Source organism: Methylobacterium planeticum (assembly GCF_008806345.1).
Classification (GTDB): domain Bacteria; phylum Pseudomonadota; class Alphaproteobacteria; order Rhizobiales; family Beijerinckiaceae; genus Methylobacterium; species Methylobacterium planeticum.
Map to the genome: position 1 here is coordinate 133,566 of NZ_VZZJ01000009.1, position 20,856 is coordinate 154,421.

Below are 20,856 nucleotides of genomic sequence, written 5' to 3' on the forward strand. Positions count from 1 at the left end.
TCGATTCCAGAGGCCTGCGACGGCGGCTCGTGTTGCGGGTTGCCCTCTCGCAGTGCCGCCCGCGGACCGGTACACGGCCTTGGCGGGCTTCGCCTCCCCGCGGGGAGGGCCGACGCATTCTCTCGAGCAATGGTCGAGGGCGATCCTCCCGGCGGAGCGCGGGCTGGGCACGGGGCCGTGAGCCTGATGCGGTTCCGTCCGGACAATCGGGCGTTCCTTATCCGATCGGCGGCAAAACGGCAACAGCCCGCGGAGCGCCCGCGCGGCCCGGGATCCCGGGCCGGCGCCCGGCCTCAGGCGACCGGGATCGACCCGGTGCTGCGCAGCCAGACCGCGGAGGCGATCGCCAGGGGTTCGAGGGGCAGGACCACGCGCCCGTGGCGGCGGCCCCAGAGCCGGAGCCCGTCGAACTCGACCGCCCGGATCGTCAGCCAGGAGCCGAACGGGAAGGTCGCCTCGGTGCCCTCGCCCGGGCCGTAGCATTCCTCGAAGGCGAGCGGGTCGATCATGATCTGATCGTATTTCTGCAGGTGCTCGGCCATCGAGACCTTGGAGCGGAACAGCACCCGGTCCCGGTGGAAGGAGGAGAAGCAGGGCTCGAACTCGGTGAGCGTCACCCAGAGCTTGCCGCCGATGCGCAGGTAGGGCGGGTTCGGCCCCGCCTCCCCGAAATTCGCCGGGCTCCAGCCCGCCTCGATCATCAGCGAATCGGCCAGCGTGATCGGCTCGAGCGTCCGGTCCATCCCGGCATGGGAGGCGGGGGCGAGGGTGGCGTCGGGGACGGACCCGAGGGCGGTTCCGGCCATCAGGCCCGGCGGCTCGAGCGCCGCCCGGGCGTCGATGTCGGTGGCGGGAGAAGCCATCGGGCGTCCCTTCGTCTCGTCATCGCGGAGTGTCGCGAACGGCACTATCGCGCATGTCGGGCCGCTTGGCGACCGCCGAATGCGGCCGCTACCCCCGATTTGCCGGCGCCCCCTGAATTATGATTCCGGACGCGCGCCCTCAATCCTCGTCGTCGTCCTCCGGGCGGCGCATGCCCTTGAGCTTGGCGAAGACCGAATCGGCGTCGAGGCGCTCCTCGCCGCGGCTGCCGTGGCGGTGCTCGTCGCGCTCCTCCGGCTCCGCCTCGGGGGCGGTCGAGACCTCGGCGGGCAGCAGGGAGGCGCCGGCATCGGCCGCCACCGCGGCGGGGCGGTCCTTGGCGGCGCGCTGCACCTCGAAATCGAGGTCGATCTGGGTGCAGAGGCCGAGGGTCACCGGGTCCATCGGCTGCAGCGAGCCCGAGTTCCAGTGGGTGCGCTCGCGGATCTGCTGGATCGTCGACTTGGTGGTGCCGACGAGGCGGATGATCTGCGCGTCCTTGAGTTCGGGATGGTTGCGCAGCAGCCAGAGGATCGCGTTCGGGCGGTCCTGGCGGCGCGAGAGCGGGGTGTAGCGCGGGCCCTTGGTGGTGCGCTTGACCTCGGGCAGCTTCACCTTCGAGACCGCGACCTTGAGGCAGTAGTTCGGCGATTTCTGCGCCTTCTCGATCTCGTCGCGGGTGAGCTGGCCGGTGGTGATCGGGTCGAGGCCCTTGATCCCGGCGGCGACCTCGCCGTCGGCGATCCCCTTCACCTCGAGGGGGTGGAGCTTGCAGAAGTCGGCGATCTGCTCGAAGGCGAGCGAGGTGTTCTCGACCAGCCACACGGCGGTCGCCTTCGGCATCAGCGGACCCTGGGACATGGGGGAAACTCCAACGAATGGACGGGGGACGGGACCGATCAGGAACACGCGGGCGATGGCCCGCGGGCTCCGGCCCGCTGATCCGAGGGTCCGGAGCATCCCGTCTCACGCTGTAAAAGGGGAACGTCGTCTATATAGGTTCCGGAGGGTTCCGCGCAATCGCGTTCGCGGGGGCGGCCCCCCTCCGGCGGGCCCGCCCGCGGCGCGCCCGTCCGGCGCGGCGGCCCGCCTCAGGGGGCGGGGATGGGGCGGGTCAGTCGAACAGGCTGGAGACGCTCGACTCGGTGGCGGTGCGCCCGATGGCCTCGCCGAGCAGCGGCGCGATCGAGGCGACCCGGATGTTGCGGGCGAGCTTGACCGCCTGCGTCGGCTGGATCGAATCGGTGATCACCAGCTCCTTCATGCGCGAGGCGGCGATCCGCGAGACCGCGCCGCCCGAGAGCACCCCGTGCGTGATGTAGGCCGAGACCTCCTTGGCGCCGGCATTGAGCAGCGCCTCGGCGGCGTTGACCAGGGTGCCGCCCGAATCGACGATGTCGTCGACGAGGATGCAGGAGCGCCCCTCGACCTCGCCGATGATGTTCATCACCTCGGATTCGCCGGGGCGCTCGCGGCGCTTGTCGACGATGGCCAGGGAGGCGTCGATGCGCTTGGCGATGGCGCGCGCCCGGACCACGCCGCCGACGTCGGGGGAGACCACGAGGCGGTCCTGGACCGGCAGGCGCTCCTTGATGTCGCGCACCATCACGGGGGCGGCGAAGAGGTTGTCGGTCGGGATGTCGAAGAAGCCCTGGATCTGGCCGGCGTGGAGATCGAGGGTGAGCACCCGGTCGGCGCCCGCTTCCGTGATCAGGTTCGCCACGAGCTTGGCCGAGATCGGGGTGCGGCCCGAGGTGCGCCGGTCCTGCCGGGCATAGCCGAAATACGGGATCACCGCCGTGATGCGGCGCGCCGAGGAGCGCCGCGCCGCGTCGATCATGATCAGCAGTTCCATCAGGTGGTCGTTGGCCGGGAACGACGTCGACTGGACGATGAACACGTCCTCGCCGCGGACGTTCTCCTGCAGCTCGACGAAGATCTCCATGTCGGCGAAGCGCCGCACCATGCACTTGGCGAGGGGCAGTTCGAGGTAGGCGGCGATGGCCTCGGCCAATGGCCGGCTCGCATTGCCGGCGATGATCTTGATCGAGGACTTCATACCGGCACACTCACGTCGAGGATCTCGGGCCGAGAAACGCTGACATTACCTGAACAGATTGCCGATCCGGCCGTATGGAACGCCGGAACGACCGGCCGGGCTCTTATCAGCGGTGGAGAAGTGTCACAATGGCTTCATGCCGCGGGCAGGCCTGCCCTGCACCGACCTGGGCCCGCCCGGGTCTCGGGTCCCGGATCGCCGGGCCTCGCCGGCCCTACGGCTCCAGCAGCCGGTGCAGGTGCACGATGAAGTAGCGCGTCTGCGCCTGGTCCACGGTGGCCTGGGCCTTGGCCTTCCAGGCCACCTGGGCGGAGGCGTAATCGGGGAAGATGCCGACCACGTCGAGCCCCGCGATGTCGCGGAAGCGGACGCCGTCGAGGTTCTCCAGCTCGCCCCCGAACACGAGGTGGAGCTTCTGCGTGCTGTCGATGGTCGTGGTCATCGCGTGTCCTGGCAAGGCCGCCCGGCGGGACCGCGCGGCGGAGGGTTCCTCGGGGTTCGCTCGTCGCGCGGCGGAGCCCCCCGGGCCCCGCCCGTCAGGCAAGCCCTGGCGGACGAGGCTTGGCAGGCAAGCTTTGGCAGGCAAGCCTTGGCAGGCAGGACTCGTGCCGCGCCAGGGTCCGGTCGCAAACGACGGCACGTCCGTCAAGCGCGCCCGGCGCGGGCGGGGGGCGCACCGCGGCGGCGGCAGGGACCGTCGAACCAGGGGCTTCCCAGGGTCTCGGCCCGAGCCGGGCCTCAGAACAGGCTGCCCTGGCGCGCCGCGGGGGTGTCCTCCGGGGCGCCCTCCGCCTTGGCGGCGCGCCGGCCCCGGGCCGGGTCGCCGGCGGCCGCCTCCCCCGCCGCCTCCCCCGTCCCCGCCCCGGCCGGATCCGCGGGCTTGGCGGCGCGGCGCGGGGCCCGCCGCGGCGTCCGGGGGGCCGGCTCGGTCCCGGCGAGCGGTCCCCCGTCCTCGGTGCGGACCGTGGCGGTGCCGTCGGCGAACTCGACGCGCAGGCGCTGGCCGGGGGCGAGGCCCGCGACGCCGCGCAGGGGCAGGCCGTCCTCGTCGCGCACCAGGGCGTAGCCGCGGGCGAGCACGGCCCGGTAGCCGAGGGATCCGAGGAGGCGGCCGAGGGCCGCGACCGCGTCGGCCCGCCGCGCGAGGCCGTGGACCATCGCGGTGCGGGGCCGGTGGTCGATGGCGGCGAGGCGGGCCCGGGCGCGGGCGAGGGCGAGGGCCGGCGGGTGCCGGCTCAGGCGCTCGATCACCTGCCCGAACCGGGCCCGGTAGGCGCCGGCATTGCCCGCGAGCGCCGGCCGCAGGCGGGCCTCGGCGAGGTCGAGGCGCTGGCGCTTGGCGGCCAGGAAGGCGTCGGCGTCCGGCATCGCCCGCAGCAGCGCCCGCAGGTCGGTGCGCTCCCGCTCGAGCTTGCGCAGGATCGCCCCGCCCTGGCGGCGCGCCAGGTCGTCGACCTGCGCCATCAGGTCGGTGCGCACCGGCACCGCCATCTCGGCGGCCCCCGTCGGCGTCGGGGCGCGCCGGTCCGAGACGTGGTCGATCAGCGTGGTGTCGGTCTCGTGGCCGACGGCCGAGATCAGCGGGATGGTGCCGGCGAAGGCGGCGCGCACCACCACCTCCTCGTTGAAGGCCCAGAGGTCCTCGATCGAGCCGCCGCCGCGGGCGACGATGAGCAGGTCCGGCCGCGGGATCGGGCCGCCGGGCGTGAGGGCGTTGAAGCCCCGGATCGCCGCCGCGACCTCCTCGGCCGCCCCCTCCCCCTGCACCCGCACGGGCCAGACCAGGACGTGGCGGGGAAAGCGGTCCTCGAGGCGGTGCAGGATGTCGCGGATCACCGCGCCGGTGGGCGAGGTGACGATTCCGACGACGCCGGGCAGGTAGGGGATCGGGCGCTTGGCCTCGGGGGCGAACAGCCCCTCGGCGGCGAGGACGCGCTTGCGCTCCTCGAGCAGCGCCATCCAGGCGCCGATGCCGGCGGGCTCCAGGCTCTCGATCACGATCTGGTAGGAGGACTTGCCCGCGAAGGTCGTGATGCGCCCGGTCGCGACGACCTCGAGGCCCTCCTTGGGCTTCTGCCGCAGGCGGTTGAAGGTGCCCTTCCAGACCACCGCGTCGATGCGCGCCGTGCCGTCCTTGAGGGAGAAGTAGGCGTGGCCCGAGCCGTGCTGGCCGCGATAGCCCGAGATCTCGCCGCGCAGGCGCACGTGCCCGAAGGCGTCCTCCAGCGTCCGGCGCAGGGCCGCCGCGAGGTCGCCGACCGACCACTCGGTCTCGTTCGTGGTCGGCGCGGGCGTCAGGGCGGCGAGGATGGACATGGGGCCCGAGGCTAGCGGCGGCGGGCGCGCCGGTCGAGGGCGCGGCGGACACGCCCGGCGATCATTCGGGCCTTCCCGGGCCTCCCGCCTCCCCGCCCCCGCCTCCCCGCGCCCCTTCCCCGCGCCCCGCGCGCCGGGGCGAAAACCGGCCTTCCGGTGCGCGACGCGCGCCGGACGCCAGAATCATCCTTCCCTCGGAGCCTGTTTTTGGGGAAAACCCCCTCCTGATGAACATCCTTCTGATCGGCTCCGGCGGCCGCGAGCACGCGCTGGCCTACGCTCTCTCGAAGAGCCCGCTCTGCACCCGCCTGTTCACCGCGCCGGGCAATCCCGGCACGGCCCAGCACGGGGAGAACCGGCCCGACCTGCCCATCGCGGACCACGCGGCGGTGCGCGCCTTCTGCGAGCGCAACGGCGTCGGCCTCGTGGTGGTGGGGCCCGAGGCCCCCCTGGTGGCGGGCCTCGTCGACGACCTGACGGCGGCGGGCCTGCGCACCTTCGGGCCGACGCGGGCCGCGGCCCAGCTCGAGGGCTCGAAGGGCTTCACCAAGGACCTCTGCGCCGAGTACGGCATCCCCACCGCCGCCTTCGCGCGGTTCCAGGCCCTCGAGCCGGCGCTCGCCTACCTGCGGGAGACGGGCGCCCCGATCGTCGTCAAGGCGGACGGGCTCGCGGCCGGCAAGGGCGTGACCGTGGCCGAGACCGTGGATCAGGCCGAGGCCGCGATCCGGGCCCTGTTCGCGGAGCCGGGGGCGCAGATCGTCATCGAGGAATGCATGACCGGCGAGGAGGCGAGCTTCTTCGCCCTCTGCGACGGCACCCGCGCCATCCCGATCGGCACCGCCCAGGACCACAAGCGCGTCTTCGACGGCGACCGGGGCCCGAATACCGGCGGGATGGGGGCCTACTCGCCCGCCACCATCGTGACCCCGGCGATCGAGCGGATCGTGATGGACCGCATCATCGCGCCGACGCTCCAGGGCATGCGGGCGCGGGGGATGCCCTTCACCGGCATCCTCTATGCCGGGCTGATGCTCACCGAGGACGGGCCGAAGCTCATCGAGTACAACACCCGCTTCGGCGACCCGGAGGCGCAGGTGCTGATGCCGCGCCTCGCCTCGGACCTCGTGCCCGCCCTGCTCTCGGCCTGCGACGGGGACCTCTCGGGCGTCATCCTCGAGTTCGACGAGCGCCGGGCCGCCCTCACGGTGGTGATGGCGGCGGCGGGCTATCCCGGCACGGTGGTGCGGGGCTCGACGATCCGGGGCGTGGCGGAGGCGGAGGCGAGCGACGCGGTCTTCGTCTTCCAGGCCGGCACCCGGGCCGAGGGCGGCCGGCTCCTGGCCGATGGCGGCCGGGTGCTCGCCGTGACGGCGCTCGGCGACAGCGTGATGGAGGCCCAGGCCCGCGCCTACGCGGCGGTCGCCCGGATCGACTGGCCGGAGGGCTTCTGCCGCCGCGACATCGGCCGGCGGGCCGTCGCCCGCGAGGTCGCGGGCGGGGGGATCTGACGCCGGCCCGCCGACCGGCGGCGGACGCTAACGCGGCGTTCACCAAGTTCCGCTTCCATCGGTGCGCCGGCCCGGTCCGGGGCGGCCCCGGACGCACGGCGCCGGGCGTGATGCGAGAAGCTCGAAAGACCCGTCGATGTCCCAGGCGCTGGCTCAACTCCTGATCATGATCGCCTCCGTGATGGGCGGCGTCCTGTTCCTCGACACCTTCGACGCGCCCGCCCGCCGCATGGCCAGGCGCGTGGCCGGCCTCTCCAAGGGGCTCTCGGGCAAGTAGCCGGGGGCAAGTAGCCAGACCGGGCGGCCTGACACCCCCCGGGGCGCCGCGCCGCCGCCCGGTGCGTCCCTGCGCGTGTGGTGTCCCCGCGCGAGGCCTCTTCGCGCGCCCGCGCGGGAGCGCTAGGGTGTCGCGCCCCCGGGCGCCGAACCGGGGCGGATCACGGGAGGACGCACCTCATGGCCGACGTGCAGGCGGATCTGTTTCCGGGCTTCGAGGCCCTCTGGATCGACGGGCCGGGGGGCCGCGCCTTCGCCCGCGCGGGCGGGCCGGCGGACGGGCCGCCCCTGCTCCTGCTCCACGGCTTCCCGCAGACCCACGCGATGTGGCACCGCCTCGCCCCGAGCCTGGCACGCACCCACCGGGTGGTCTGCCTCGACCTCAAGGGCTACGGCTGGTCCGACGCACCCCCGGGGGATGCCGGCCACGAGGCCTACGCCAAGCGGACCCAGGGACGCGAGATCGTCGCCCTGATGGAGCGCATCGGCCACGTCCACTTCGCGATCGCCGGGCACGACCGCGGCGCCCGCGTCGCCTACCGCCTCGCCCTCGACGAGCCCGGACGGGTGGCGCGCCTCGCCCTCCTCGACATCGTGCCGACCCTCGTCCAGTGGGAGCGGATCGAGGCGCATCCCGGCATGAACGCGCACTGGCCCTTCCTCGCCGGGCCCGCGCCCGAGACCGCGATCGGGCGCGGGCCCGACGCCTATTTCGAGGGGCTCCTGCGCGACTGGACCAGGACGCACGACCTCGCGGCCTTCGCGCCCGACGCCCTCGCGCTCTACCGCCAGTCCTGGAACGTGCCCGAGCGCATCCACGCCATGTGCGAGGATTACCGGGCCGGCGCGGGGCCGGACCGGGCGGCGGACGCGGCCGACCTCGCGGCGGGCCGGACCCTCGCGATGCCGACCCTGCTCCTGTCGAGCGACGCCTATCTCGAGCACGGCAAGCCCGAGACCGCCCTCGCCGCCTGGCGGCGCACCTTCGCGCCGGCCATCACCGGCTCGGTGATCGCCTCCGGCCACTTCCTCGCCGAGGAGAATCCCGGGGCGGCGCTGCCCGCCCTCCAGGCCTTCCTCTCCGGCTGAGGCTGAGAGACCTCAGAAGCGCTCGACGAAGGGGCGCAGCGCGATCTCCGAGGTCCAGGCGCTGCGGTCCTGGCCGAGGATGTCGCCGTAGGCCCGCGCGATGGCGTCGGGGTCGAGGGTGCTGTCGGGGGCGTCCGCCGGCTCGCCGCTGCGCGCGGGGTTCCGGATGGCGCCGTCCACGATGACGTGCGCCACGTGGATGCCCTGCGGCTGCAGCTCGCGCGACAGGCTCTCGGCGAGGCCGCGCAGGCCGAACTTGCCCATCGCGAAGGGGGCGGAGCCGGCGAATCCCTTCACGCTCGCCGAGGCGCCGGTGAACAGGAGCGCCCCGTGCCGCGCCGGCAGCATGCGCCGGGCCGCGGCCTGCGCCACCAGGAAGCCCCCGTAGGCCGTGACCATCAGGGACCGGGCCACCGCCTCGGGGTCGAGGTCGACCAGGGGGCCGCGCAGGCGCCCGCTCGCGTTGTAGACCACGACGTCCGGGTGGCCGCCGAGCGCCGGCTCCAGCCGGGCGAACAGGGCCTCGACCTCGCCGGGCCGGCTCGCGTCGCAGGCGTGCAGCGCCGCCCCGGTCCCGGCCGCGAGGTCCGCGAGCTTGTCGACGCTGCGGGCGGCGAGCCCGACCCGCATCCCCCGCCCGGCGAAGTGGCGGGCGAGGGCGGCGCCGAGGCCGGACCCGGCGCCGACGATGAGGGCGCGCTGATAGAGCGGAACCATGGCTCGTCTTCCTCCTCTGGGGCCCCCTCCCGCGCGCGTTCGGGGCCGGTTGCGGGTCTCTCGGCGGAGGCGCGTCCTCACCTCCGCCGCGAACCGAAGAACGCCCGCAGCAGGCCGGCGGCCTCCGCCTCGCGCAGGCCGCCATAGACCTCGGGGGCGTGGTGGCAGGTCGGCTGGTTGAACACCCGCGGCCCGTGCTCGACGCCGCCGCCCTTCGGGTCGGGGGCCGCGAAGTAGAGCCGGCGGATGCGCGCGAAGGAGATCGCGCCCGCGCACATCGGGCAGGGCTCCAGGGTGACGTAGAGGTCGCAATCGATCAGGCGCGCGTCGCCGATCGCCGCGCAGGCCGCCCGGATCGCCAGGATCTCCGCATGCGCGGTCGGGTCGTTCAGGGCCCGGGGCCGGTTGTGGGCGACCGCCAGCACCGAGCCCCCGCGCGTCACCGCCGCGCCGACGGGCACCTCCCCCTCGGCCGCCGCCCGGCGGGCGGCCGCGAAGGCGAGGCTGAGGGGGTCGGGATCGGGCGGGATCGCGGTCGGCACGGCCCCGGTTCTAGCCCCCGCCCCCGCTTCCGGGAAGGGTCCGGGCGCCGGTGCCGGGCCGGTGCCGGGATGTTAATTGGCGGAACATTCGCGACCGCGTGCCCGTTCTGATCCCAAGGCAGTCGATCCACAGCCTGAAGTCGAGGAGACACCGATGAGCAGCACCACGGACAAGCTGAAGGGCGCCGCCAACGAGGCGATCGGCAACGTCAAGCAGGGGGTCGGCAAGGCCACCGACAACGACAAGCTCCAAGCCGAGGGCAAGGCGCAGGAACTGAAGGGCGATGCGCAGCGTACGGTCGGAGACGCCAAGGACGGCGTGAAGGACGTCGCCGACGCCGCCAAGAAGAAGCTCTGATCGGCTTCCTCCCGGCGGAACCGGCGGCCAAGCGTGGCCGTTGAGCGGCATCGTCACCATCAGGAGGACACCATGATCGGTTGGGCAGTCACTTTCCTCGTCGTCGCGGTCATCGCCGCGCTGCTCGGGTTCGGCGGCATCGCCGGAACCGCCATGGAGGCGGCCAAGATCGTCTTCTTCGTCGCCATCGCGCTGTTCCTGATCTCCGCCGTGTTCGGCGTGATGCGGGGCCGCTCGCCCCGGCTCTGACCGGAGCGTGAGACGGGGCGTCCCGAGAGACGCCCCGGACGGGCCTTGACGAGCGAGGCGGCCCCCGGGCCGCCTTTTTTCGTTCGCCCCGCCCCGGATGAAGGCCACGGACGTCTCGCGCCGGGCAACCCGCTCTGTTATGGGGCTTGGCATGACCGACACTCCGAACGACGACGCCCGCGAGCCCACGGAGGCCCGCGAGCCCAAGACCCCATCCAAGGCGGCGCGCGCCAAGCCCGCGGCGAAGCTCAAGGCCAAGTCCGACGCCAAGCCCGCGGCCAAGCCGGACGCGAAGCCCGCGGCCAGATCTGCGGCCGAGCCCGCGGCGAAGCCGAAGGCCAAGGGGAAGGGGAAGCCCGACGCCGAGGCCCAGACCGCGGCTGTGGTCGAATCCGAGGCCAAGACCGAACCCGAGGCCAAGACGAAGGCTGCGCCGAAGGCGAAGTCCGTGAAGGCTGAACCCGCCGCGAGGCCCGAGGCCGAGCCCGAGCCGACATCCGAGGCCGCGCCCAAGGCCAGGAAGGCCAAGGCCGGAACGAAGGCCGGAACGAAGGCCGGGACGCAGGCCGGACCCGCGGCGGTCGAGGCCAAGCCGAGCGCCCGGCTCGAGCCGGCTGCCGCGCCCGCGGCCGAAGCCAAGGTCGAAGCCAAGGTCGAAGCCAAGCCAGAATCCAAGCTCGAGCCCGGATCGGAGCCGAAGGTGACGGCGAAGCGCGCGGCGAAGGCCGGCCCGGGCGCCTCCGGCGCGGTCTCCGGGACCGCCCCGGAGGCGGCCGCCGAGCCGTGGTCGCCCGCCACCGACGCCAACACGGGCACCCGCACGATCTCGGACAGGCCGGCCCCGCGCCCCGCCAAGGCCCGCGGCGGGGATGCCCCCCTGCGCCGGCGCCCGGCGCCGGCCAGCCCCGACGCGCCGCCGGCGATCCGCCGGGGGACGGACGCGGCGGACACCGCCGTTCCGGGCGCGGGCGAGGCGGCCGCGGCGGACACCGCCGTTCCGGCCGGGTCCCCCCGCCCCGAGCCCGCCCCCGAGACCTACGAGGGCGAGCGCATCGCCAAGGCGATCGCGCGGGCCGGCATCGCCTCGCGCCGGGACGCCGAGGCGATGATCGCCGAGGGCCGGGTCCGCCTCAACGGCCGGGTCCTGACCTCGCCCGCCATGAACGTGACGGAGGACGACGTCGTCACGGTGGACGACGAGCCCCTGCCCGCCCGCGAGCGCACCCGGCTCTGGGTCTTCCACAAGCCCCGCGGCCTCGTCACCACGGCCCGCGACCCGGAGGGGCGCCAGACCGTGTTCGAGGCGCTGCCCGAGGATCTGCCCCGGGTGGTCGCGGTGGGCCGCCTCGACATCAACACCGAGGGCCTGCTGCTGCTGACCAACGACGGCGGCCTCGCCAAGGTGATCGCGCATCCCGATACCGGCTGGCTGCGGCGCTACCGCGTGCGCGCCCACGGCGACACCAACCAGGCCGAGCTCGACAAGCTGCGCAAGGGCGTCACCATCGACGGGATGGAGTACGGCGCGATCGAGGCCACCCTCGACCGGGTCCAGGGCGACAACCTCTGGCTGACGCTCGGCCTGCGCGAGGGCAAGAACCGCGAGGTCAAGCGCATCCTCGAGCATCTCGGCCTCTCGGTGAACCGGCTGATCCGCCTGTCCTTCGGGCCGTTCCAGCTCGGCGACCTCGAGGCCGGCCTCGTGGACGAGATCCGCACCAAGGTGCTGAAGGAGCAGCTCGGCCCGAGCCTCGCGGCCCAGGCGGGCGTCGATTTCGAGAGCCCGGTGCGCGAGCCGATCGCCCCGTTCGGCTCGCCCAAGACGGCGGCGCGCGGCGCCGCCGAGCAGGCGCCGCGCCCGGCGAAATCCGCGGCCTCGGCGGTCCGCCAGGGGCGCGGCCCCGCCTTCGGGGGGCGCCCGGGCGGCTCCGCCGCCCCGGCCCGCGTCCCCACGGGCGGCCTGGGCGCCGGCCCCCGCCGCTCGGTCTGGCACGCGGACGAGCCGGCCGAGGACGCCCCCCGGGCCGCGCGGGTGCCGCGCCGCGGGGCCGATCCGCGCAGCGAGCGCGCGGCCTCGGCCGAGCGCGGGCGCGAGCGCGTCGGCGCGATCCGCACGGGGGAGCGCCGCGTCGTGGTCGAGCGCCTGAAGTCGAGCCCGGTCGAGGAGGCGCCCGAGGTGGCGCCGCGCCGCTACGCCCGGGCGCCGGACGGCAGCCGCCCGGCCCGGGCCCCGCGCCCGGACCGTGACGGCGATCGCGGGCAGGACCGCGGCGGCGCGCGCTTCGAGCGGCGCGAGGGGGCGGCGCGTCCGCCCCGGCGCGATGCGGGCGGCGAGGACCGGGGCTTCCGGCCCCGTCCGGAGGGGGGCCGCCCCGAGCGCTCCGGCGGCGAGCGCTTCGGCGGGCGCGGCGAGGGCCGCGACGACCGCGGGTTCCGGGGCGGCGAGCGCTCCGGCGGCGGCCGCTTCGGCGAGTCCGGCGCCCGGGACGCCAAGCCGCGCGCCTTCGGCGACCGCGACGGCGGCTACAAGGGCCGGGACTTCAAGAGCCGGGACTTCAAGGGCGACGACCGGATGACGGGCGACAAGCCCCGCGGGGGCAAGCCCGGCGGGTTCGGCGGCAAGCCCAGCGGGTTCGGCGGCAAGCCCGGCGGCTTCGGTGGCAAGCCCGGCGGGGCCCGGTCGGGCGGCGGCAAGCCGGGGGGCTTCGGCGGCAAGCCGGGCGGGCGTCCGGCCGGGGGCAAGCCCGGCGGCTTCGGCGGCAAGCCCGGCGGGCGTCCGCCCCGCGGCGGCGCCCGTTGAGGATCGTCGGCGGGGCGCTGCGGGGCCGTCGCCTCGCCGCACCCCGCACGGACGCGATCCGGCCGACCTCGGACCGCCTGCGCGAGGCCCTCTTCAACGTCCTCGCGCATGCCTACGACGACGCGGCCGCGGGCGCCCGGGTGCTCGACCTCTTCGCCGGCACCGGGGCGCTCAGCTTCGAGGCCCTGTCGCGCGGCGCCGCCTACGCGCTCCTCGTCGACGAGGGCGCCGAGGCGCGCGCCCTCATCCGCGAGAACATCGAGAGCCTCGGGCTCGAAGGCGCGACCCGGCTGTTCCGGCGCGACGCGACCCGCCTCGGCCCCGCCGGCCCGGCCGGCCGCTACGGCCTCGTCTTCTGCGATCCCCCCTATGGCCGCGACCTCGCGCCCGCGGCCCTGACGGCGGCGGCGGAGGGCGGCTGGCTCGCGCCCGACGCCCTGGTGATCGTCGAGGAGGCGGCGAGCGCCGCCCTCGCGCTGCCGCCGGGCTTCGCCGAGATCGAGCGGCGCAGCTACGGCGAGACGCAGGTCGCGCTGGCCCGCTTCGGGGGCTGAGGCCTCCGGGCTCCGGCGCTCAGCCGGCCGGCTCCGGCCGGGGGTCCGCTTTCACTCTCCGCGAGGCGCAGCTGCACGCCGATCACCGGGACGTCGAGGGCCGCCGCGAAGCCGTCCCGTCGCCATCCTCCTCGCCACCGTCCTCGCCCACCCCCTCGCCCCAATGCAGCGCGAGCCACACGGTCGGCGTCCCGGCCGCGGTGCGGGCGACCCGGTGGCGGCGGTGGGGGGCGATCAGCACGTAGTCGCCCGGGCCGAGGCGGCGGGGGGCGGCCTCGTCGGCGAATTCGAGCTCGGCCGCGCCCGCGAGCACCACGACCCACTCGGTCTGGGGCTGGTCGTCGTAGACGCCCGGCGGGGTGTGCTGGCCCGTCGAGACGATGCGCTCGATGCGCAGGCCCGGCGCCGAGGCCAGGGTCTCGAACACCTCCGCGGGGGCCCCGGGATCGAGCCCCGCGAACAGGTTGCCGGAGGGGCCGAGCCTCACCACAGGCTCAGCGCCGCCCGAACAGGCGCTCGATATCGGCGAGCTTGAGGCTGACGAAGGTGGGGCGGCCGTGGTTGCACGAGCCGGAGAGCGGCGTCGCCTCCATCTCGCGCAGGAGCGCGTTCATCTCCTCGGGGCGCAGGCGCCGCCCGGCCCGGATCGAGCCGTGGCAGCTCATCCGCGACAGGATCGCGTCGAGGCGCCGGCCGAGGGGCCCGCCCTCCTGCGGGTCGGCCTCGGCGCCCTCCTCGAGCCCGCTCTCGGAGAGGGCGTCGAGGATGTCGGTGACGAGGTTGCGGATCGAGGCCTCGCCGAGGATCGCCGGAACCTCGCGCACCAGCACGGCGCCGGGGCCGAAGGCCTCGAGGGTCAGGCCGAGCCGGTCGAGGTCGGGGGCGGCGGAAACGAGGCGCTCGGCGTCGTGGGGGGCCATCTCGACGACGTCGGGGATGAGCAGGCCCTGGCGGCTGATGCCCCCCTGCGCCCGCTCGCGCTTCAGCCGCTCGTAGACGAGGCGCTCGTGGGCGGCGTGCTGGTCGACGAGGACGATGCCGTCCCGGGTCTGGGCCACGATGTAGGTCTCGTGGAGCTGGGCGCGGGCGGCCCCGAGGGGATAGTCGAGGCGGGGGTGGTCGAGGCCCCCCCCGCCCGCCTCGGGCGCGCGCAGGTCCGCGGCCGGCGGGGCGAGGTCGGGCGGGGCGAGGTCGGGCTGGACGAGGTCGGGCACGGGCTCCGCGAGGGGGCTTTCCGCGAGCCCGGCTTCGGCGAGCCTAGCCTGGGCCACCTCGCCGAAGCCCCGCCCGGGGCCCGCGGGGGCGCGCTCCGCCGGGGCCGCGAAGGAGGGCGCGCCGGACCGGAAGGCGGCCGGCCGGGTGGGCTGGAACAGGCTCGGCGCCGCGGCGCCGGTATGCACGCCGAACGCCCCGCCCCGGCCCGGTTCCGGCCCCGGCGGGGCCGGGCGCAGGGCGTCGAGCGTCCGGGCGGCGTTGGTGGTCGAGGCCCGGGCGCCGCCGCGGCGCAAAGCCTCGTGGATCGCGCTGACGATCAGCGCCCGCACCAGCCCCGGCTCGCGGAAGCGCACCTCGGTCTTGGCCGGGTGGACATTGACGTCGACCGCCGCGGGGTCGCAGGCGAGGCTCAGCGCCAGGACCGGGTGGCGGTCGGAGGCCATGCTGTCGGCGTAGGCGCCCCGCACGGCGCCGAGGAGCAGCCGGTCGCGCACCGGGCGCCCGTTCACCGTGAAGTGGATGTGGTTGCCCGCGCCCCGGTGGAAGGTCGGCAGGCCGATATGGCCCGACAGCGCGAAGCTCTCCCGCGCCAGCGCGACCGGCACCGCGTTCGGACCGAAATCCGGCCCGAGCACCGCCACGAGCCGGCGCAGGGCCGCGGCGGGGCCGTCCCCGGTCTCGGCCGGGAAGACCAGCGGGGCGCCGCCCTCGGTGCGCAGGGTGAAGCGGATGCCCGGATGGGCCACCGCGAGGCGGCGCAGGATGTCCGCGATGGCGGCGGTCTCGGCCCGGTCGGACTTGAGGAACTTGAGCCGGGCGGGGGTGGCCGAGAACAGCTCCGCCACCTCGATCCGGGTGCCGCGGGCGGCGGGCGCCGGCCGGACCTCGCCCTTGAGCCCGGCATCGACGGTGAGCGCCGCGCCGGAGGGGGCGTCCGCGTTCCGGGTCGTGATGCTGAGGCGGGCCACCGCGCCGATCGAGGGCAGGGCCTCGCCCCGGAAGCCCAGGCTGTCGATGCGGCTGAGGTCCCCCGAGGGGAGCTTCGAGGTGGCGTGGCGCTCCACCGCCAGCCCGAGATCCTCCGGGCTCATGCCGATGCCGTCGTCGACGACCCGGATCAGGCGGCGCCCGCCGGCCTCGATCGTGACCTCGATCGCGCGGGCATCCGCGTCGATGGCGTTCTCGACGAGCTCCTTCACGGCGGAGGCCGGGCGCTCCACCACCTCGCCCGCCGCGATGCGGTCGACGAGGATCGGATCGAGGCGGCGGACCGGGCGTAGCATCCGGGAGATATAGACGCGCCGGGCGGTCCGATCCAAGGGTGCAGGTCGAGGGTGCAGGTCGAGGGTGTGGGCCGAGGGTGTGGGCCGAGGGCGCGGCGATGCCGCGCTCAGGCGACGCCCGAGCGCAGCAGATCGTGGTAGTGGACAAGTCCGACGGGGCGGCCGTCCTCGACCACGATCAGGGCGGTGATCTTGGAGGATTCCTGGATCTCCAGGGCCTTGGCCAGCAGCGTCTCGGGGTTCACGGTGCGCGGATGGGCGCTCATCACGGCCTCGACCGTGAGGGCGTCGAGGTCGGCCCGGAAGACGTTGCGGCGCAGGTCGCCGTCCGTGACGATGCCGGCGAGGCGCCCGTCCGCCTCGACCACGATCACCGAGCCGAAGCCCTTGGCGTCGATCTCCGCGATGGCCGCCCGCATCGGGGTGCCGCGGGGCACGACGGGGAGCTGGTCCCCCGCATGCATCACCTCGCGCACCTGGCGCAGGGAGGCGCCGAGGCGCCCGCCCGGGTGGTAGATCGAGAATTCCCGGGCCGAGAAGCCGCGGTCCTCGAGGAGCGCCACCGCGAGGGCGTCGCCGAGCGCCAGCTGCATCGCCGTCGAGGTCGTCGGCGCGAGCCCGTTCGGGCAGGCCTCGCGGGCCTTCGGCAGGGTCAGGCAGATGTCGGCCTCGCGCCCGAGCGTCGAGGCGGCGTTCGCCGTGATCGCCACGAGGCCGACCCGGTAGCGCTTGGCGTAGCCGATGATGTCGGCGAGCTCCGTGGTCTCGCCGGACCACGACAGCGCCAGCACCACGTCGTCGGGCTGGACCATGCCGAGGTCGCCGTGGCTCGCCTCCGCCGGGTGGACGTAGAGGGCGGGGGTGCCCGTGGAGGCCAGCGTCGCGGCGATCTTGCGGCCGATATGGCCGGACTTGCCCATGCCCGTGAGGATGACGCGGCCCCGCGCCCGGGCGATGCGCTCCACCGCCGCCGCGAAGGGCCCCCCGAGCCCGTTGCCGATCGCCTCCATCAGGCAGGCGAGGCCGTCCCGCTCGGTGCCGATGGTGCGCAGAGCCGAGGCCACCGCCGCCGCCGGCGTCGCCTCGTCCGCGTCCTCAACCCGCTGTGCCAGAGCCATGTCGGGCCCGCTCCCTCGGCGTGTCGCCGGGGCCCCTGCCCCGGATCGGCGTCGCTCCGGGATTCCTTGGCCGGCGAATGTGGTCGGATGGCGGCTGCGGCGGTGGCGTGCCCGCGAAAGGCCGGCCGGGCCCGCGTCCCCCGCGCCGCATCCCCGCCGCATCCCGTTGGGGCCGGCCCGTTGACCGCCCGTTAACCGTGACCGTTGTAGGCCCGTTAACCATGTGCGGTGCCCCTGTCCAGAACGGGCGCCCGGGCAGGCGCCGCGGGGGATCGACGGACGGTGACACGGGGGAGGCCGATCGGGGGGACAGGCGGGCCGGCCGGCCGGCCGGGGCCGGGGGCGCGCCGCCCGGCAGCGCCGGGCATGCTCCTGCTGGCGCTGCCCCTCTGGGTCGCCGCCGCCGCGCCCGCGACCGCCCAGGCCCCCGCCTTCAGCGCCGCGCCACCGGTCCCGGGCAGCTCGGAGAATCCCGGCGCCGGGCAGGCCCCGGGCGACGACGGCCTGCCCACCCTGCGCACCGGCCGCACCCCGGCCGGCGCCGGGGGCCTCGGCGGCGCCAGCCCCGCGGGCGACGATTCCGCCGGCCTCGGCCCGGCCGAGCCCGGCCGCCCCCGCCTCGGCACCGCCCAGCGCGCGACCCGCGCGGCGGAGCGGAGCGCCACCGCCCCGAACAACCGCGCGCCCTCGAGCCTGCTGCGCCAGCGCGCCGCCCCGGCCCGCCGGATCGGCAGCGCCACGCGCAGCGTCACCCAGCTGGCCACGCAGGTGCCGCCCCCGGCGCTGCGCTTGAGCCCGGTGGTGCAGAATCCCGTCGTCGGCGTGCCGCTGCCCGGGCCCCTGCCCGCGGCCCTGCCGATCCTCGGCCTGCAGACGCCCGGCGCGCTGCTCGGCCTCGCCCTGCGCCGCCCCCTCGCGCCCATCGACGACGCCTACGCGCCCCTCGGGATCCGGCTCGGCAACGTCACGCTGTTCCCGGCCTTCACCCAGAGCCTCGGCTACGACACCAACCCGGACCAGATCACGAACCGGCTCGCCAAGGGCTCGGTGGCGTTGCGCAGCGAGGGCGAGCTGAACTTCCGCAGCGACTGGTCGGCGAGCGAGCTCGCGGGCGAGCTGCGCGCCGGCTACTTCAATTTCCCCGAGAACGACGAGGCGAGCCGCCCGAACGGGGTCGGCAACGTGCGCTTGCGGATCGACGCCAACCGGGACCTGCGCCTCGACGTCGAGGGCCGCTTTCTCGTCGACACCCAGCGCACCGGCAGCCCCGACCTGCAGATCGCCGCCGCCTCGCGGCCGATCGTGGCGACCTACGGCACCACGGTCGGGGCGACCCAGACCTTCAACCGGCTGCAGGTCTCCCTGCGCGGCTCGGTCGACCGCAGCGAGTACGAGGATGCCCGCCTGTCGAACGGGACGTCCCTGAGCCTCGCCGACCGCAACCTCAACCAGTACGGCCTGCGCCTGCGCACGTCCTACGAGATATCACCCGTGATCACGCCCTTCGTCGACGTGCTGGGCGACACCCGGATCTATGACCTCGCGCGCGATTCCGCCGGCCTGCGCCGGGATTCGGACGGGGTGACCCTGGCGGCGGGCGCGGCCTTCAACCTGACCCGCTTCCTCTCGGGCGAGATCTCGGCGGGCTTCCAGCACCGCACCTATGTCGACCCGGCGCTGCGCGACATCACGGCGCCGATCCTCAACGCCAACCTGGTCTGGGCGGCGAGCCCCCTCACCACCGTGCGCCTCGGCGCGGTCACGGGGGTCACCGAGACGAGCGTCGTGGGTTCCAGCGGCATCCTCACCGAGGTCGCGACCCTGGAGGTCCAGCACGACCTCCTGCGCAACCTCTCGATCACCCTCGGGGGGGCGCTCCTGCGCAACGACTACCAGGGCACCAGCATCCGGGAGAACGGCTTCTCGGCCACCGCCCGGCTCGATTACCGCTTCAACCGCTGGCTCACCCTGCGCGGCACCTACGTCTACCAGCAGGTGGACAGCACGGTGGCGAGCGCGAGCTTCCGGGACAACACCTTCCTGCTCGGCCTCAGGGTCAACCCCTGAGGCGGGCGCTCCGGCCGATCCTGCTAAGGCCTGCGCCTCAGCGCACCAGGGCCAGGGTGGCGCCGGACTTCGTCAGGGCCCCGTCGAGGGCGCCCCCGCCCTGGCGCAGGCGCGCCGCGACGGTGCCGCCGGCCTGGTAGAGGTAGACCTCGCCGTCGCGGTAATCCCAGGCCGTGACCTTGGCCAGGTCCTTGTTCGGGCAGCCCGCGGCCGAGGCCTTGTAGAGGTCGAGGGCGGGCGCGCTCGACAGGGAGACCTTGCAGCTCGCCCCGGTGGCGTCCCTGGCGTTCCAGCTGCCCACCACCGCGGAGCGGCCCGTGGCCACCACGGGGGGCGGCGGGGGCGGCGGCGTCACGGGCTCGGCGATGACGTTCGAGCCCGGGGGCGGCACCACGGCCGCGACCGCGCCGCCGACCGGCGGCGGCCCGTCCGGCGAGGCGCTGGCGCCGGGCGGCGGCGCCAGGGGGGCGCTGGTGACGGCGCCCGAGGGCATGGCCGGCACGGTCGGCTCCAGGGCCGCCTGCGCGCCCGGGCCGCCGCGGGCGCGCGGCCCGTCGAAGCGCGACGTGCTGCTGCAGGCGGCGAGCGCCGCCGCGAGCGCGACGACGGCGAGAGACGACAGGACCTGACGCGGCATCGATTCCATATCCCCGGGTGGCCCCGTGCGGCGCGCCGGCGGCGCGCGGAGGGCCGCGATGGCGCCTGCCTCACCGCCAATTGCGCTGCCCGCAAGGCGGCGGCCGGACCCGGGGCGGGGGAAGCGGCCCCGCGCGCGGCTTTTCCGGCGAGTGTGGCGGCGGTGCCGCAGGGGCGCCGGGCTCCTCCCCCGGGCCCGGGGCCCCGGCCGGGCTCCCCGCGCCTCACCCCCGCAGATGCGCCACGAAGTCCCGCGCGAAGGCCGGCAGCGCCGCGAGGTCGCGCAGGCAGAGGGTGAGGTCGCGGACCGCCCAGACGTCGTCGAGGGGGACCACCCGGATCGCCATGGCGCGGGCGGCGCGGCGCGCCGTCGTCTCCGGCACGATGCCGAGGCCGACCCGGCACTCGACGAGGCGGCAGACCGCGTCGAAGCTGCGCAGCTGCACCCGCAGGCGCATCGGCCGGCCGATGCGGGCCGCCTTCTCGGCCAGGAACCGCGTGATGGCGCTGAGCCGGTCGAGGCCGACGAGATCGTGGCTCAGCACCTCCGCGAAGGCGGCCGCGTCCCGCTCGGCCAGGGGATGGCCGAGGGCCGCCACCAGCACGAAGCGGTCCTGCCGGAACGGGAAGGTCTGGAGCCGGCCGGTATCGACCGTGCCCGAGACGATGCCGAGATCGGCCGCCCCCTCGGCCACGAGGCCGACGATCTCGTCCGAGGTGCGCTCGTCGATGTCGACGCTGATGCCCGGATGGGCCGCGAGGTAGGCCGAGAGCGCCTCGGGCAGGAACTCGGTCAGCGCGTGGGTGTTCGACAGGACCCGGATCTGCCCGGCCGTGCCCCCCGAATAGGCCGAGAGCTCCCCCTGCATCCGGTCGATGTCGGCGAGCAGGGTGCGGGCATGGGCGAGGAGCGCCCGCCCCGCCGGCGTCGGGATCACCCCCTGGCGGCTGCGGATCAGGAGCGCGGCGCCGAGGGTCTCCTCCATCGAGCGGATCCGCGTCGAGGCGGCCGCGAGGGCGAGGTGGGCCCGCTCCGCCCCGTGCGTGATCGAGCCCGCCTCGACGACGTGGCGGAACAGGCCGAGATCGACGAGATCGAAGCGCAACATCGGGCGGACCGCTCCCCGGGTTTCCGCGAAAGCTTCCGCCGGCCGCGAAGCCCGGCGGGCGCTCCTGCCCCCTCCCCCGCCCCGTGACGCCCCTCC

At 75.3% G+C, this 20,856-nt stretch carries 20 protein-coding genes; 8 read left to right on the forward strand and 12 right to left on the reverse strand.

Annotated features, from left to right (window positions below; genetic code table 11):
- Positions 1–293 precede the first annotated feature (293 nt).
- The 5 genes from F6X51_RS12950 to xseA all read right to left on the reverse strand — a co-directional run bounded on the left by F6X51_RS12950 (position 294) and on the right by xseA (position 5,236).
- Entirely contained in the window at positions 294–863 is a 570-nt protein-coding gene (locus F6X51_RS12950; RefSeq protein ID WP_246696780.1) for a hypothetical protein, read from the reverse strand.
- Between the two features lie 139 nt (positions 864–1,002).
- Positions 1,003–1,722 carry a DUF1013 domain-containing protein gene (locus tag F6X51_RS12955; RefSeq protein WP_150964072.1) on the reverse strand — a complete coding sequence of 240 codons (720 nt, stop codon included), beginning with the start codon at positions 1,720–1,722 and terminating at the stop codon, positions 1,003–1,005.
- 253 nt (positions 1,723–1,975) lie between these two features.
- Positions 1,976–2,920, reverse strand: a complete 945-nt coding sequence (locus F6X51_RS12960) for a ribose-phosphate pyrophosphokinase (RefSeq protein WP_150964073.1) — start codon at positions 2,918–2,920, stop codon at positions 1,976–1,978.
- Between the two features lie 214 nt (positions 2,921–3,134).
- Entirely contained in the window at positions 3,135–3,362 is a 228-nt protein-coding gene (locus F6X51_RS12965) for a DUF4170 domain-containing protein (protein WP_150964074.1), read from the reverse strand.
- A gap of 296 nt (positions 3,363–3,658) precedes the next feature.
- Positions 3,659–5,236, reverse strand: a complete 1,578-nt coding sequence (gene xseA / locus F6X51_RS12970; RefSeq protein WP_150964075.1) for an exodeoxyribonuclease VII large subunit — start codon at positions 5,234–5,236, stop codon at positions 3,659–3,661.
- A gap of 227 nt (positions 5,237–5,463) precedes the next feature.
- Here xseA and purD point away from each other — a divergent pair, with 227 nt between their 5' ends.
- From purD to F6X51_RS12980, 3 genes are all read left to right on the forward strand, one after another.
- The gene (purD, locus tag F6X51_RS12975; protein ID WP_150964076.1) at positions 5,464–6,747 is read left to right on the forward strand and encodes a phosphoribosylamine--glycine ligase; all 1,284 of its coding nucleotides are present in this window, start codon (positions 5,464–5,466) and stop codon (positions 6,745–6,747) included.
- A 136-nt stretch (positions 6,748–6,883) separates the two neighbouring features.
- The gene (locus tag F6X51_RS27885; RefSeq protein WP_191970107.1) at positions 6,884–7,024 is read left to right on the forward strand and encodes a hypothetical protein; all 141 of its coding nucleotides are present in this window, start codon (positions 6,884–6,886) and stop codon (positions 7,022–7,024) included.
- Between the two features lie 179 nt (positions 7,025–7,203).
- Entirely contained in the window at positions 7,204–8,112 is a 909-nt protein-coding gene (locus F6X51_RS12980; RefSeq protein ID WP_150964077.1) for an alpha/beta hydrolase, read from the forward strand.
- A gap of 12 nt (positions 8,113–8,124) precedes the next feature.
- Here the strand turns inward: F6X51_RS12980 and F6X51_RS12985 are convergent, their stop codons facing one another.
- Both F6X51_RS12985 and F6X51_RS12990 read right to left on the reverse strand, forming a co-directional pair.
- On the reverse strand, positions 8,125–8,829 hold the full coding sequence (locus F6X51_RS12985) for an SDR family NAD(P)-dependent oxidoreductase (RefSeq protein WP_150964078.1): 705 nt from the start codon (positions 8,827–8,829) through the stop codon (positions 8,125–8,127).
- Positions 8,830–8,906: 77 nt separating this feature from the next.
- Positions 8,907–9,371 (reverse strand): nucleoside deaminase, encoded by a 465-nt coding sequence (locus F6X51_RS12990; protein ID WP_150964079.1) that lies wholly within the window; start codon positions 9,369–9,371, stop codon positions 8,907–8,909.
- A 154-nt stretch (positions 9,372–9,525) separates the two neighbouring features.
- On the opposite strand from F6X51_RS12990, the gene F6X51_RS12995 reads away from it, so the two are divergent.
- The 4 genes from F6X51_RS12995 to rsmD all read left to right on the forward strand — a co-directional run bounded on the left by F6X51_RS12995 (position 9,526) and on the right by rsmD (position 13,332).
- Entirely contained in the window at positions 9,526–9,729 is a 204-nt protein-coding gene (locus F6X51_RS12995) for a CsbD family protein (protein ID WP_150964080.1), read from the forward strand.
- A 72-nt stretch (positions 9,730–9,801) separates the two neighbouring features.
- A complete protein-coding gene (locus F6X51_RS13000) occupies positions 9,802–9,978 on the forward strand; it encodes a DUF1328 domain-containing protein (protein ID WP_109895258.1) in 177 nt (58 codons plus the stop codon).
- A gap of 823 nt (positions 9,979–10,801) precedes the next feature.
- Positions 10,802–12,778, forward strand: a complete 1,977-nt coding sequence (locus tag F6X51_RS13005) for a pseudouridine synthase (RefSeq protein WP_150964130.1) — start codon at positions 10,802–10,804, stop codon at positions 12,776–12,778.
- Positions 12,775–13,332, forward strand: a complete 558-nt coding sequence (gene rsmD / locus F6X51_RS13010; RefSeq protein ID WP_150964081.1) for a 16S rRNA (guanine(966)-N(2))-methyltransferase RsmD — start codon at positions 12,775–12,777, stop codon at positions 13,330–13,332. Before F6X51_RS13005 ends, rsmD begins: the two co-directional genes overlap by 4 nt.
- 82 nt (positions 13,333–13,414) lie before the next feature.
- Here the strand turns inward: rsmD and F6X51_RS13015 are convergent, their stop codons facing one another.
- From F6X51_RS13015 to F6X51_RS13025, 3 genes are all read right to left on the reverse strand, one after another.
- Positions 13,415–13,819, reverse strand: a complete 405-nt coding sequence (locus F6X51_RS13015; RefSeq protein ID WP_191970108.1) for a cupin domain-containing protein — start codon at positions 13,817–13,819, stop codon at positions 13,415–13,417.
- A gap of 7 nt (positions 13,820–13,826) precedes the next feature.
- The gene (gene mutL, locus F6X51_RS13020; protein ID WP_150964131.1) at positions 13,827–15,830 is read right to left on the reverse strand and encodes a DNA mismatch repair endonuclease MutL; all 2,004 of its coding nucleotides are present in this window, start codon (positions 15,828–15,830) and stop codon (positions 13,827–13,829) included.
- 107 nt (positions 15,831–15,937) lie between these two features.
- Positions 15,938–16,948: a KpsF/GutQ family sugar-phosphate isomerase gene (locus tag F6X51_RS13025; RefSeq protein ID WP_150964083.1), complete on the reverse strand. Its 1,011-nt coding sequence runs from the start codon at positions 16,946–16,948 to the stop codon at positions 15,938–15,940.
- 366 nt (positions 16,949–17,314) lie between these two features.
- On the opposite strand from F6X51_RS13025, the gene F6X51_RS13030 reads away from it, so the two are divergent.
- Entirely contained in the window at positions 17,315–19,015 is a 1,701-nt protein-coding gene (locus F6X51_RS13030) for an outer membrane beta-barrel protein (RefSeq protein ID WP_150964084.1), read from the forward strand.
- Positions 19,016–19,052: 37 nt separating this feature from the next.
- Here F6X51_RS13030 and F6X51_RS13035 read toward each other — a convergent pair whose 3' ends face one another.
- Positions 19,053–19,652, reverse strand: coding sequence for an AprI/Inh family metalloprotease inhibitor (locus F6X51_RS13035; protein ID WP_150964085.1), 600 nt, complete (start codon positions 19,650–19,652; stop codon positions 19,053–19,055).
- Between the two features lie 223 nt (positions 19,653–19,875).
- Positions 19,876–20,760 (reverse strand): LysR substrate-binding domain-containing protein, encoded by an 885-nt coding sequence (locus F6X51_RS13040; protein ID WP_150964086.1) that lies wholly within the window; start codon positions 20,758–20,760, stop codon positions 19,876–19,878.
- Positions 20,761–20,856: the final 96 nt, after the last annotated feature.